Origin of the sequence: Streptomyces sp. Inha503 (assembly GCF_047215865.1) — a bacterium.
GTDB classification, from domain to species: Bacteria; Actinomycetota; Actinomycetes; order Streptomycetales; family Streptomycetaceae; genus Streptomyces; species Streptomyces lycopersici.
Genome location: NZ_CP178360.1, coordinates 7074704 through 7087761, shown reverse-complemented (window position 1 = coordinate 7087761; position 13058 = coordinate 7074704). Strand labels below are relative to the sequence as shown.

The 13058-nt window shown below is 72.0% G+C and carries 13 protein-coding genes and 1 riboswitch; of the genes, 5 read left to right on the top strand and 8 right to left on the bottom strand.

The window, feature by feature from the left end; genetic code table 11:
- Window positions 1–98 precede the first annotated feature (98 nt).
- The 5 genes from ACJX2R_RS29795 to ACJX2R_RS29775 all read right to left on the bottom strand — a co-directional run bounded on the left by ACJX2R_RS29795 (window position 99) and on the right by ACJX2R_RS29775 (window position 5293).
- Window positions 99–791, bottom strand: coding sequence for a demethylmenaquinone methyltransferase (locus tag ACJX2R_RS29795; protein WP_191067564.1), 693 nt, complete (start codon window positions 789–791; stop codon window positions 99–101).
- Window positions 792–846: 55 nt separating this feature from the next.
- Window positions 847–1296 (bottom strand): imidazolonepropionase-like domain-containing protein, encoded by a 450-nt coding sequence (locus ACJX2R_RS29790; RefSeq protein ID WP_182467881.1) that lies wholly within the window; start codon window positions 1294–1296, stop codon window positions 847–849.
- Entirely contained in the window at window positions 1296–2495 is a 1200-nt protein-coding gene (gene mqnC, locus ACJX2R_RS29785; protein ID WP_413102662.1) for a cyclic dehypoxanthinyl futalosine synthase, read from the bottom strand. The genes ACJX2R_RS29790 and mqnC overlap by 1 nt, the downstream gene beginning before the upstream one ends.
- 126 nt (window positions 2496–2621) lie before the next feature.
- Complete coding sequence (locus ACJX2R_RS29780; RefSeq protein ID WP_413102661.1) at window positions 2622–4394, bottom strand: serine/threonine-protein kinase; 1773 nt, start codon at window positions 4392–4394, stop codon at window positions 2622–2624.
- 80 nt (window positions 4395–4474) lie between these two features.
- The gene (locus ACJX2R_RS29775) at window positions 4475–5293 is read right to left on the bottom strand and encodes a menaquinone biosynthetic enzyme MqnA/MqnD family protein (RefSeq protein WP_262701506.1); all 819 of its coding nucleotides are present in this window, start codon (window positions 5291–5293) and stop codon (window positions 4475–4477) included.
- 395 nt (window positions 5294–5688) lie between these two features.
- On the opposite strand from ACJX2R_RS29775, the gene ACJX2R_RS29770 reads away from it, so the two are divergent.
- A complete protein-coding gene (locus tag ACJX2R_RS29770) occupies window positions 5689–5892 on the top strand; it encodes a cold-shock protein (protein WP_030834854.1) in 204 nt (67 codons plus the stop codon).
- A gap of 90 nt (window positions 5893–5982) precedes the next feature.
- On the opposite strand, the gene ACJX2R_RS29765 is transcribed toward ACJX2R_RS29770, so the two are convergent.
- Window positions 5983–6429, bottom strand: a complete 447-nt coding sequence (locus ACJX2R_RS29765) for a cupin domain-containing protein (RefSeq protein ID WP_413102660.1) — start codon at window positions 6427–6429, stop codon at window positions 5983–5985.
- A 186-nt stretch (window positions 6430–6615) separates the two neighbouring features.
- On the opposite strand from ACJX2R_RS29765, the gene ACJX2R_RS29760 reads away from it, so the two are divergent.
- Both ACJX2R_RS29760 and ACJX2R_RS29755 read left to right on the top strand, forming a co-directional pair.
- Window positions 6616–7701, top strand: coding sequence for an AraC family transcriptional regulator (locus ACJX2R_RS29760; RefSeq protein WP_413102659.1), 1086 nt, complete (start codon window positions 6616–6618; stop codon window positions 7699–7701).
- 117 nt (window positions 7702–7818) lie between these two features.
- A complete protein-coding gene (locus tag ACJX2R_RS29755) occupies window positions 7819–8988 on the top strand; it encodes a lipase family protein (protein WP_413102658.1) in 1170 nt (389 codons plus the stop codon).
- Window positions 8989–9039: 51 nt separating this feature from the next.
- On the opposite strand, the gene ACJX2R_RS29750 is transcribed toward ACJX2R_RS29755, so the two are convergent.
- A complete protein-coding gene (locus ACJX2R_RS29750) occupies window positions 9040–9756 on the bottom strand; it encodes a TetR/AcrR family transcriptional regulator (RefSeq protein WP_413105972.1) in 717 nt (238 codons plus the stop codon).
- Between the two features lie 132 nt (window positions 9757–9888).
- Here ACJX2R_RS29750 and ACJX2R_RS29745 point away from each other — a divergent pair, with 132 nt between their 5' ends.
- Together ACJX2R_RS29745 and ACJX2R_RS29740 are read left to right on the top strand one after the other, a co-directional pair.
- Window positions 9889–10905 (top strand): alpha/beta hydrolase, encoded by a 1017-nt coding sequence (locus ACJX2R_RS29745; protein WP_413102657.1) that lies wholly within the window; start codon window positions 9889–9891, stop codon window positions 10903–10905.
- Between the two features lie 4 nt (window positions 10906–10909).
- A riboswitch (guanidine-III (ykkC-III) riboswitch) is annotated at window positions 10910–10977 on the top strand.
- Window positions 10978–11010: 33 nt separating this feature from the next.
- Window positions 11011–11331: a DMT family transporter gene (locus ACJX2R_RS29740; protein WP_262701512.1), complete on the top strand. Its 321-nt coding sequence runs from the start codon at window positions 11011–11013 to the stop codon at window positions 11329–11331.
- 59 nt (window positions 11332–11390) lie between these two features.
- Here the strand turns inward: ACJX2R_RS29740 and ACJX2R_RS29735 are convergent, their stop codons facing one another.
- Window positions 11391–12716, bottom strand: a complete 1326-nt coding sequence (locus ACJX2R_RS29735) for a dicarboxylate/amino acid:cation symporter (protein WP_262701515.1) — start codon at window positions 12714–12716, stop codon at window positions 11391–11393.
- Between the last annotated feature and the right edge of the window lie 342 nt (window positions 12717–13058).

Genomic DNA, 13058 nt, shown 5'->3' with positions numbered 1-13058 from the left:
CGGCGTGCCGGTCGCGCCGGGCACTGGACAGTTGCAGTCTATGGGGGGCGATACTCCGGCACTCGCGAAGGGCCGCTCCGTCCCGGTCACCGGCCGCCTTACGGCTTGTACGCCCGGTGGAGGGCCACCACGCCGCCGGTGAGGTTGCGCCAGGCCGGGCGCTCCCAGCCCGCCGACCGCAGCCGGGCGGCGAGACCGGGCTGGTCCGGCCAGGCGCGGATGGACTCGGCGAGGTAGACATACGCGTCCGGGTTGCTGCTGACCGACGTCGCGATCGGCGGCAGCGCGCGCATCAGGTACTCGGTGTAGACCGTGCGGAACGGCTGCCATGTGGGGTGGCTGAACTCGCAGATGACGATCCGTCCGCCGGGCCGGGTCACCCGCAGCATCTCGCCCAGCGCCCCCTGGGTGTCCTGGACGTTCCGCAGGCCGAAGGAGATGGTGACGGCGTCGAAGACCCCGTCCGCGAAGGGCAGCCGAGTCGCGTCGCCCGCCGTCAGCGGCAGCCCGGGGTGGCGCTTCTTGCCCTCGCGGAGCATCCCGAGCGAGAAGTCGCACGGCACCACGTACGCGCCCGCCTCCCGGAACGGCAGGGAGGACGTCCCCGTACCGGCGGCCAGGTCCAGCACCCGCTCACCGGCGCGCGCGTCCACGGCCCGGGCGACGGCCTTGCGCCACAGCCGGGCCTGCCCGAGCGACAGCACATCGTTGGTGAGGTCGTATTTGGCCGCCACGTCGTCGAACATGGCGGCGACTTCGTGCGGCTGCTTGTCCAGGGATGCTCGGCTCACGTCCCCATTGTTCACCTCGCGGGCCCCGCGCCCCCGGCCGGGGGCCCGGCGTGCCTCAGCGGCGCCGGTGCACCAGCCGCCCGGCCACCACCGTGGCCAGGCAGGCGCCGTCCGCGTCGAAGACGGCCAGGTCGGCGCGGCCCGCCGGGGCGAGGGCGGGCGGGCGCGGCCGGTCCAGGACGGCGATGCCGCCCCGGTGGGCGGCCGCGCGCAGTTCGGCGTCGCCGAGGTGGTGGGCCAGGACGGCGGTCGCGCCCCGCCGCAGCAGGGCGTGGATCCGCTCCCGCGGGCTGGGCGCGTCCGGCACCGGGCCCTCGTGGACCAGGGCCGGGCCGAGCTCCCCGGGCCACTCCCGCACCCGGGCCCGCGGATAGGTCTCCCGCAGCTCCGCCAGGGGGCCGATGGCCGCGATGCGGTCGCCGTCGACCGCGACGGCGGCGTCGTGCAGCGGGGCCGCGTCGCCGGGGGTGACCCGGACGACGGGCGCCGCGTGGAGCGTGAGCATCAGGACGCCTGGATCACCGTCAGCTCGGGGTGGGCCGTGCCACCGTCGATCGCCGTCGAGGACAGGTGCGAGACCACGTGGTCGTCGACCGGGTCGTTCGCCGGGTCGTCGTGCACCACCAGGTGCTCGTACGTCGTGGCGCGCTGGGCGGGGACCCGCCCGGCCGCGCGGATGAGGTGGAGCAGCTCCATCCGGTTGGACCGGTGGCGGGCGCCCGCCGAGGAGACCACGTTCTCCTCCAGCATCACCGAGCCCAGGTCGTCCGCACCGTAGTGCAGGGCCAGCTGGCCGGCCTCCTTGCCGACGGTCAGCCAGGACCCCTGGATATGGGCCACGTTGTCGAGGAACAGCCGCGCGATGGCGATCATCCGCAGGTACTCGAAGACGGTGGCCTGCGTCTGGCCCTTCAGATGGTTGTTCTCGGGCTGGTAGGTGTACGGGATGAAGGCGCGGAAGCCGCCCGTCCGGTCCTGTACGTCGCGGATCATGCGGATGTGCTCGATCCGCTCGGCGTTGGTCTCGCCGGTGCCCATCAGCATGGTGGAGGTGGACTCCACACCGAGGTTGTGGGCGATCTCCATGATCTCCAGCCAGCGCTCACCGGACTCCTTCAGCGGCGCGATGGCCTTGCGCGGCCGCTCCGGGAGCAGTTCGGCGCCCGCGCCCGCGAAGGAGTCGAGACCGGCCGCGTGGATGCGGCGGATGGCCTCCTCGGCCGATACGTCCGAGATCCGCGCCATGTGCTCGACCTCGGACGCCCCCAGCGAGTGGATCACCAGCTGCGGGAACGCCTGCTTGATCGCCGAGAAGTGCTTCTCGTAGTACTCCACCCCGTAGTCCGGGTGGTGGCCGCCCTGGAACATGATCTGCGTGCCGCCCAGCTCGACGGTCTCCGCGCAGCGGCGCAGGATGTCGTCGAGGTCGCGGCTCCAGCCCTTCGCGGTGTCCTTCGGAGAGGCGTAGAAGGCGCAGAACTTGCACGCCGTCACGCAGACGTTGGTGTAGTTGATGTTCCGTTCGATGATGTACGTCGCGATGTGCTCGGTGCCCGCGTAGCGACGGCGCCGGACCGCGTCGGCCGCGGCCCCCAGCGCGTGCAGCGGAGCCGAGCGGTATAGGTCGAGCGCCTCTTGTGGGGTGATCCGACCCCCGTCGGCGGCGCGGTCGAGGACTGCCTGCACCTCTGCGTTTGCGGTCACCGGGGCGTACCTTTCGGAGGTTTATGGGTGGACCGACCCAGACTACGCCAGGGCCTGTACGCCTGTACGAGTACGTGGCGGGCACATCTGTGGCCCCCGGCACCCACCCCGTTCGTCGCTCCGCGCTCACTTGAGCTTGCGGAGGGTGCCCGTGGGATCGCCCGCCTGTTCGTCCTTCGCCTTGTAGCTGATCGTTCCGTCGGACGTGAGGGTGAACCGCTCGTCCGTCGAGGCGTCGCTGCACCCCTGCTGGGGCTCGGAGCCCTTGAGGCGCGCGTCGAGGTGGAGTTGTTTCGGGGCCGCCGAGACCAGCTTCCATGTGAAGTCGCAGCGCAGCACCGACAGCTTGACCCGGCCACTGGCGACCTCCCGCCCGGTGGGCCCCTGCCGGAAGGTGATGGTCAGGGCGCCCACCGGGATGCCCGAGTCGGAGGTCAGATCGCCCTGCCAGGTGCCGATGAACCCCTTGGGCACATCGCCCTTCTCGGATCCGGTGTCCCCTGCTCCCGGCTGCCGTTCCGTGGCGGACGGACGGGGTTTGGCGCCGGCGTTCTGGTCGGAACCGTCGTCGGAGCCGCCGGGGAGCACCTGGAAGAGCACGGCGGCGGTCGTCGCGGCGGCCAGCGCGCCCGCGACGGACAGCACCAGCGTGCAGCTCAGCGCCTTGGGGCGCTTCTTACCGCCGACTGCGGCGGAGAGCGAGACACTGCGGCCGCCGCCCGGCTTCGACGGCGGCGGGGCGGGGAGCGGGTGGTCCTCCCCCCGAGGCCTGTCGGCGTACGACGGGTCGGGCGGGCCGAAGGCGCCCAGCACGGGCGCGGCCGGGACCGGGCCCCGGGCCGGGGCGGGCGGCGGGGTCGGGCGGTCCTCGGCGGACGGCCCGGTGTCGGAGGGCTCGGCGGCGGGCGACTCCGTGACGGACGGCCCGGCATCGGACGACCGGGCATCGGACGACCGGGCATCGGACGGCTCGGACGCGGACGGCGAAGCCACGGCCTCGGCCTCCAGGTCGAGCAGCTCCACCACCTGCCGGCTCACCCGCTCGACCAGCGCCCCTGGCAGCCAGCCCGGCCGCGCCAGCCCCGAGGCGCCGTCCTCCGGGGCGAGGCGCCGCACGATCTGCTCGGGGGTGGGGCGGTCGGCCGGGTTCTTGGCGAGGCACGCGGCGACCAGATCGCGCAGCTCCCCGGTCAGCTCGCGGCCGAACCGGGGCTCGTCGTGCACCACCTTGTAGAGCAGCGCGGCCGAGGTGTCGCCCGGGAACGGCGGTTCACCAGTCGCCGCGTACGCCAGCACCGCGCCGAGCGAGAAGACATCGGCCGCGCCCTCGACGTTCTCGCCCAGGATCTGCTCGGGCGCCATATAGCCGGGCGAGCCGATGGATGCGCCGGTCGTGGTCAGCGACACCGTGCCCTCGGTGGCCCGGGCGATGCCGAAGTCGATCAGCCGCGGACCGTCGAGCGCCAGCAGCACATTGGACGGCTTGACGTCGCGGTGGACCAGGCCGAGGGCGTGCACCGCGGCCAGTGCCTCGGCGAGCCCCGCGCCCAGCGCCCGCACCGACGGCTCGGGCAGCGGCCCCTCGTCGGACACGGCCTGGTTGAGCGGAGGGCCCGCCACATAGCCGGTGGCCACCCACGGAATGCGTGCTTCCGGGTCGGCGTCCAGAACCGGCGCGGTGTAGGCGCCGCCGACCCGGCGTGCGGCGTCGACCTCGCGCCGGAAACGGGCGCGGAACTCCTCGTCCAGCGCGAAATGGGCGTGCACGACCTTCACCGCGACCGTGCGCCCGCCCGCGCTGCGGCCCACGAAGACCCGGCCCATACCGCCAGAACCGAGCCGACCGAGCAGCCGATAGGCGCCGATGACCTGCGGATCGTCCGCTCCCAGCGGATCCATCGCGTTGCCTCCCCCTTCGTGCGCCGGTCCAGCTTAGGGGGTGTTCCGGCCATCCACGGCAGGTCGTGCGGCCGGGAAGGTCAGCTCAGCAGCTCGACCCGGACGTCCGCGGGGTATCCGGTCGTCGGCCCCGTACGGCGGGCGAACTCGGCGATGCCCTCCAACTGCGCCTGGCCGAGGCTGAAGTCGAGGGTGGTGAAGTACCGCTCCAGCACCGACGCCTCGAGATGCTCCCAGCGCGCCGCCTGCTCGGCGACCTTGCCGACCTCCTCCAGGGAGAGGTTCCGCGAGGACAGGAACGCCTCGTGGACCTGCCGGACGATCTCCGGCTCCCGCTCCAGGTACTCGCGGCGGGCGGCCCACACCGCGAAGACGAAGGGGAGTCCGGTCCACTCCTTCCACATCTGCCCCAGATCGTGGACCCGCAGGCCCAGCCGGGGCGCGTCATGGAGGTTGGCCCGCAGCGCGGCGTCGCCGATCAGCACCGCCGCCTCGGCCTCCTGCATCATCAGGCTGAGGTCGGGCGGGCAGGTGTAGTAGTCGGGGGCGAGTCCGTACCGCTCGGCGAGCAGCAGTTGGGCCAGGCGTACGGAGGTACGCGAGGCGGAACCGAGTGCGACGCGCGCCCCGTCCAACTGCTCGAGCGGCAGTTGCGAGACGATCACGCAGGACATGACGGGACCGTCGCAGCCCACCGCGATGTCCGGGAGCGCGACGAGATCGTCGGCATTGCGCAGATACTCCACCAGGCTGATCGGGCCGATGTCGAGATCACCACGGACCAGCAGGTCGTTCAGGGCGTCGGGAGACGCCTTGGTGAGGTCGAAATCCAGGAGCGATCCGGTCCTGGCGAGGCCCCAGTACAACGGCATGCAATTGAGGTACTGGATGTGCCCCACTTTTGGCCGACTCAGCCGATGGCCGCCGGGCGGTCTGAGGCTTTCCGAGGCGTCCTGTGTACTCCGCGAGGGGGAACTCGGTGAATTGTCCACGTCTCGGAGGCTAGCCCCGCTCGCCCCGGGTAATGGCGGCGGGGTGGTCCGGTAGCCTTGTGCTGACTGGTGCGTAGGCGCTCGACCTGCGATCTTATCCACCTCAGAGGCCCGGGAAACCCCTCGTTTTCGTGATCTTCGGCTCTTTCCTCGCGCACACGGAGCGTGCTAGGCTCGCCGCAAGTTGCAGTTTGGTTTCCTTGCAGTACAGAGCCTGCGGAGCATGTAACCGCAGGCTTTTGTAGTTTTCAGACTTCTTGCAGGTTCTGGAGCAGGGCAACCCTTTGGCCCAAGGAGGGCTTATGGCTACCGGAACCGTCAAGTGGTTCAACGCCGAGAAGGGCTTCGGCTTCATCGCCCAGGACGGCGGCGGCCCCGATGTCTTCGTTCACTACTCCGCGATCAACGCGACCGGCTTCCGTTCTCTCGAGGAGAACCAGGCCGTGACCTTCGACGTCACCCAGGGCCCGAAGGGCCCGCAGGCGGAGAACGTCAGCGCCGTCTGATCAAGCAGCACCACCCAAGGAGCCCCGCCTCCCCGCCCAGCGGGGAGGCGGGGCTCCTGCCTTTGGGGCCCCTGCCTTGGGGGCCCGTGATCAGTCCTCCAACAGCCGGAAGTCGGCGAAGTCGAAGCCCGGAGAGACCACACAACTCACCAGGACCTCCTCGTCCGTCTCCGGACGGGCCGCCTGCCAGACGCCCGGCGGGATGACGACCTGGGGGCGCTGGCCGGAGGCGACATCGGGGCCCAGGAGTACCTCCGTCGCGGCCGCCTCCGGGGTGTCGCCCGTACCGCCCAGCCGGAGCCGCAGCGGGCCGCCGCTGTGCCACAGCCACAGCTCCGCCGAGCGCACCACATGCCAGCGGGACTCCTCACCGGGAGTCAGCAGGAAGTAGATCGCCGTGGCGGTCGCGCGTTCGCCGTCGTACCCCGGCGGCCGCACCGTGGCATCGCTGCGCCAGGTCTCCCGGTACCAGCCGCCCTCCGGATGCGGCTCGAGACCGAGCCATTCGGCCGTCGCGGGCCGTCGGGTCGTGGCCATGTCGTTCCCCGCTCTCACACGTCCGTCCGGGCCCGTCGAGGATAGCCCGTAGGGCCCCACGCCCTTCTCAAGGCACTCACGCACCGCCCCTTAGGCGCTCATGTCGTCCTTACGGTGCTCACGGCGCGTAGGGCCCCGGCGACGCACCGCTGACGCGGCGTGCCCGCTCGGGCTACGGTTTTGACCATGGGGCACGGGCGGCGGGCGGTGACGGTGCACCATGTGCGGGCCGCGCTGCGCGGTGCGCAGCGGCTCGGCCTCGACACCGTCCCCCTGCTCCAGCGGGCCCGGATACCCCCACTGCTGCTCACCGACGACCGCGCCCGCGTCTCCCCCGAGCAGTTCGCCCGGCTGGTGCGTGCCCTGCACCGGGCCACGGGGGACGAGTTCCTGGGGCTGGGGACCATCCGCAGCCGGCCCGGCACTTTCGCGATGATGTGCTACGCCTCGCTGAGCTGCCCGGATCTCGGCACGGCGGTGGAGCGCGGCGCCCGCTTCTACCGGCTCTTCCCGGGCGGCCCCAATCTGGCCCTGGAGCGCGGCACGGGCCGGGAGGCGGTGTTCGCCCTGCGGGGCGGGCTGGGCCCGCATGAGGAGGCCCTTACGGCGGCCGAGAGCCATATCGTCGCCGAATGGCTCATGCTCATCTGGCACCGGGTCGCGGGCTGGCTGATCGGGCGCCGGATCCCGCTGCTGTGGGCCCAGTTCGCGTACCCACCGCCCCCGTACGCCGATGACTACGAACCGTTCTTCGGCTGCCCGCCCCGCTTCGGGGCACCGCGCACCGCGGCCGGTTTCGACCGCCGCTGGCTGACCGCCCCCGTCGTCCAGGACGAGTCCACGCTCCAGACGCTGCTGCGGCACGCGCCCGCCGGGCTGCTCAGCCGCCGCGACTACGGCACGACCGTCGCCGAGCAGGTGCGGCACGCGCTCACGGGTGCGCTGCGGACGCGCGGCGGCCCGGCCGACGTTCCGCGCGCCCGGCACACCGCGCGGCTCCCGGAGCTGCCCGAGGTCGCCGCCCGGCTGGCGGTCAGCCCGGCGACGCTGCGGCGGCGGCTGCGCGAGGAGGGCACGTCCTTCCAGGAGCTGAAGGACACTGTGCGGCGTGACGAGGCGGTCAGCAGCCTGACCGAGGGGGTCGAGCCCATCGCCGATCTGGCCCTGCGGCTGGGCTTCTCCGAGGACACGGCGTTCCACCGGGCGTTCCGGCGCTGGACCGGGACAACACCGGGCGCATACCGACATGAGACGTGGAGTCAGCACATCTGAGCGCCGCGGTCAGCCACAGACGCCCCGCTCGTCCCTACGGTCCTCGCAGAGCGACTAAACATCGCCAAGGCGCAAGCCCCGTACCAAGGCGCACGCCCGCACCGTTGGGAGAGCCGTATGCGCATCCGCACCACCGTGCTCGCCGGCCTCGCCGCCCTCGCCCTGACCTCGGCGCTACCCGCCGCCCCGGCCGCCGCCGCATCGGGCGCCCCGGCCGCGGGCACCGGCAGACCCGGCGACATCGTCACCTCCGCCCCCACCGCCTTCCACACCCAGCCCGGGGTGCCGACCGCCACCAAGGCATGGCACATCACCTACCGTTCGACCACCGCCACCGGCCGCCCCGACGTCGTCTCCGGCACGGTCCTCGTACCCGACGACGGCAGGCAGGGCTCCCGGCCGCTCCTCGCCTGGGGCATCGGCGCGGTCGGCCTCGCCGACGACTGCGCGGTGTCCGGCCGGTTCCCGCGGGGCTCATCGAGCGAGGCCCAGCTGATCGACCTCGCGCTGCGCCGCGGCTGGGCCGTGGCCGTCACCGACTACGAGGGCCTGGGCACCCCGGACGACCACACCTATACCGCCGGCCGGTCCGAGGGCCATGCCGTCCTGGACGCGGCGCGCGCCGCCCAGCGGCTTCCGGATGCCGGGCTCTCGCCAGATGCGCCCGTGGGCATCATGGGCTACTCCCAGGGCGGCCAGGCGGCCGGCTGGGCCGCCGAACTGCATCCCTCGTACGCCCCCGAGCTGCGGGTGAAGGGCACGGTCGCCGGAGGCGTGCCCGCCGACCTCCCCACGACGCTGGAGTACAACGACGGCGGGCCGGGCGCCGGGCTCGCCCTTATGGCGCTCACCGGACAGGACGCGGCCCTCCCCGCGCTGCGGCTCGACTCGTACCTCAACGACCGGGGCCGGGGCTATGTGGACTTCATGAAGCGGAACTGCGTGCCGCTCAGCACCATCGGCGGGCTCTTCCAGCACAGGTCCGAGGTGACCGTAAGGGACCCATTGGCCAGCCCGGCCTGGCAACTCGCGCTCCGCGCCTCCTTCTTGGGCACCCGCTCCCCCGACCATCCCGTCTACCTCTACCAGGGCACGGTGGACGAGCTGATCCCGTACCGGGTCGGCGCGGCGCTGCGCGACCGCTGGTGCGCCCGGGGTGTGCCGGTGGAGTGGAGGGACTATCCGCTGGACCATGTCACCACGGCGGTGACCGGGATACCGGCGGCCCTGGAGTGGATGGCCGGACGGCTGGCGGACGAGCCGACGCGGGGCAACTGCGCCGCGTGAGGCCCGGCGGACACCGCACGACGCCGCCCCACCCGTCAGCCGACCCACCCTTCAGCCGACCCCCTCGGGCGACCACCCCTCCCCCTGGAGCAGCTTCCCCAGCCCGGCCCAGGCGAAGTTCATCAGGGTGGCCGCGGCCTCCTTGGCCGACGGCCCGCCCGCTCGTCCGCCCGCTCGCCCGTCCGCCGTCCAGTCCGCGAGCGACTCGGCCGCGCCCACCAGCGCGTGCGCGAGCCCGGACACCTCGGTGCCCGCGAGGGTCCGGGCGCGCGCCGCTCCGCATGCCTGCTCCCGCGCCGCCGCGCCTATCAGCTGCGTCACGAACTCCACGATCTCCGCCCGCATCGCGACCACTTCACGGGCGAAGGGCCGCCCCTGCGTACGGGCCTGCACATGCAACAGCGTCCAGCCGTCGGGATGTTCGGCCGTGTGCGCGAAGAAGCCGCTCAGCCCGCTCCACAACTGCCGGTCGGCGGGCGCGTCCCGCTCCACGGCGGCCCGCACCGCGGTCACCAGCGCCGCCGCCTCCCGCCGTATGCACGCCGTGAACAGCTCGTCCTTGGAGTTGAGATAGAGATAGACCAGCGGTTTGGAGACCCCGGCCAGCTCGGCGATGTCGTCCATCGAGGCGTTCTGATATCCGCTGCGCGCGAAGGCCCGCACGCCCGCGTCCAGCATCTGCCGCTCCCGCACCGCCCGCGGCACGCGCTTGCTCCCCGTCGCCCCGCCCACGCAGGCCGCCCCCTTCGATCGTGCCCCCGCACACATATCGCGGACAAGCCTACGTGGGACCACGGTCAGCGCTCTTGCCACGGCCGCCCGACGACATCAAAGTTTCAACTGACCACGCACCGTGCCCCGTTCAGCTCCGTAACGCAGTGCCGCGAAGGAGAACGAACGATGCCGAACCGCCGTCGCACGCTCGCCGCGCTGACCGCGCTGGCCGCCGCACCGCTCCTCCCCGCCCGCGCCGAGGCCCGTTCCCCGGAGCCCGGCTCCTCGAAGGCCCGGTCCCCGGAAGCCCTTGCCGGACGCACGGCCTCCACCCGCGCGCGCCTCGTCGCCGCGGAGCGGGTCGACGAGCGCGTCCTGGACCTGACGATCGACTCGCCCGCCCTGGGCCGCGAGGGCCACGCCCGCGTCCTCCTCCCCACCGGCTACGACCGCAGACCCCACCACCGCTGGCCCGTCCTCTACCTGCTCCACGGCTGCTGCGACCCGGGCCCCGGCTGGGAGGCATGGACCCTCAACACCGATGTCGAGGCCATCACCGCCGCCACCCCGGCCCTGATCGTCTCCCCCGAGGGCGGTCCCGCCGGCTTCTACTCCGACTGGTGGAACGGCGGCCACTACGGCCCGCCCGCCTGGGAGACCTTCCACCTGGCCGAACTGCGCCCCCTGCTGGAGCGCGCCCTGCGGGCCAACGGCCGCCGGGCGATCGCCGGTCTGTCCATGGGCGGCTTCGGCGCCCTCTCCTACGCCGCCCGCCACCCCCGCCTCTTCCGCGCCGCGGCGTCCTTCAGCGGGGTCATCCACACCACCCTGGACCCCGCCGGCGTCCAGGCCATCATCACGGGCCAGGGCGCCGACCCGACGGCCCTCTGGGGAGACCCCGCCACCCAGTCCGCGCTCTGGGACGCCCACAATCCGTACGCCCTCATCCCCCGGCTCCCCCGCGGCTACCCGCTCTACGTCGCCTGCGGCAACGGCACCCCCGGCCCCCTCGACCCGCCGGGCCGCCCCGAGGACGGCCTGGAGCGCGGCCTCGGCGAGATGGCCCAGCGCTATGTGCGCCGCGCCCGCGCCCACGGCCTGGCCGTCACCGCCCACCTCTACGGCCCCGGCACCCACACCTGGCCCTACTGGGAACGCGAACTCACCCGCGCCCTCCCCCTGCTCACCGCCCGGCTCGTCTGACACGGGAGGTTTGCTACGGTCGAGAGGACCCGACGAGACGCGCCGTACCGGGACCCGCAAAGACGACGCACCCCCGTAATCGAGAGACTTCACGGAGGTGCCGTCATGGCATGGGTCCTGCTGCTCACGGCCGGGCTGTTCGAGATCTGCTGGTCGATCGGCATGAAGCTGAGCGACGGCTTCACCCGGCTGTGGCCCAGTGTGTTCACCGCCGCCGGTCTGATCGTGAGCATGGGGCTGCTGAGCGCGGCGGTGAAGAGCCTGCCCATCGGCACGGCCTACGGCGTCTGGGTCGGCATCGGCGCGGTCGGCACCGCCCTGCTGGGCATGCTCCTCTTCCATGAACCGGTCACCCCGGCCCGGATCTTCTTCCTGCTCCTGCTGGTGGTGGCCATCGTGGGCCTGGAGGCCACGGCGGGCGAGTGAACGGCACGGTGCCCCGGACCGGGGAGAGGTCCGGGGCACCGCCTGTCGCTCGGCAGGTGTTACGCGGCGGCCAGCTGGGGCTCCGGCTCGTCGCGGTCGTCCAGCGGGGAGGCGCTGGCGTGGGCGTACGCCTCGTGGTCGAGGATCTTCTCGCGGGCCGAGACGATCACCGGTATCAGCGACTGCCCGGCCACGTTGGTGGCGGTCCGCATCATGTCCAGGACCGGGTCGATGGCCATCAGCAGGCCGACGCCCTCCAGGGGGAGGCCCAGGGTGGAGAGGGTCAGGGTCAGCATGACCGTGGCGCCCGTAAGGCCGGCGGTGGCGGCGGAGCCGATCACCGAGACGAAGGCGATCAGGAGGTAGTCGCCGACGCCGAGGTTCACGTCGAAGATCTGGGCGATGAAGATCGCCGCGATCGCGGGGTAGATCGAGGCGCAGCCGTCCATCTTCGTCGTCGAGCCGAAGGGCACCGCGAAGGAGGCGTACTCCTTGGGGACGCCCAGCCGCTCGGTGACCTTCTGGGTCAGCGGCATGGTGCCGACCGAGGAGCGGGAGACGAAGGCGAGCTGGATGGCGGGCCAGGCGCCCTTGAAGAAGTTCAGGGGGTTGACCTTGGCGACCGTCGCGAGCAGCAGCGGGTAGACGCCGAACATCACCAGCGCGCAGCCGACGTAGATGTCGGCGGTGAAGGTCGCGTACTTGCCGATCAGGTTCCAGCCGTAGTCGGCGATGGCGGTGCCGATGAGGCCCAGGGTGCCCAGCGGGGCGAGGCGGATGACCCACCACAGGGCCTTTTGGAGCAGTTCGAGCACCGACTGGCTCAGGGTGAGGATCGGCTGGGCCTTCTCGCCCAACTGGAGGGCGGCGACGCCCGCGACGGCGGCGATGAAGACGATCTGCAACACGTTCAGCTCGGTGAACGGGGTGATGACGTCCGTCGGCACGATGCCGGTGAGGAAGTCCAGCCAGGAGCCCGCGTGGTCGGGCTTGGCGCCGTCCTTGGGGGTCAGGTCGGTGCCCGCGCCCGGGTTGGTCACCAGGCCGATCGCCAGGCCGATGGCGACGGCGATCAGCGAGGTGGCCATGAACCACAGCAGGGTGCGGGTCGCCAGCCGGGCGGCGTTGTTGACGTTCCGCAGATTGGTGATCGAGATCAGGATCGCGAAGAACACCAGCGGGGCGACGGCCAGCTTCAGCAGTTGGACGAAGATGGTGCCGATCTTGTCGAGCGTGGTCACCAGCCAGCCGACATCACCACTGCGGGCGATCCAGCCGAGCACCACACCGAGGACGAGGCCCAGCAGGATCTGCGCCCAGAAGGGCACCTTGGGCAGGCGGAAGGACGACGACCCCTGGGGGGACGCCTTGAGGGCGGACGACAACGGACACACTCCGGTGGAGGTAAGAGGGGGAGAAAGCCAGGAGTCCGTACGGGATCTCCGGCCGCTGTGCGCGAGATGGATCAGCGGCGACGACAGGCCGCGGACAGGCAGCGGCAAAGATCGATGTGCAGGCGCGCCACGAGCGGAACGCTCGCTGCGATGTGGGGCGCGGCTGCTGTCTTCATGACAAGTACGTTAACACCGCCGCTTTGGGGAACCCAAAGGAAATCTTTGACTTCTGCGGATGGCTGAGGGTCCGAAAGACATCAACGCCCCTGGCACCAGCGGAAGCTGGCACCAGGGGCGTTGAGGGAGTGTGTGAACCGGTGTGAGGAGGGTTAC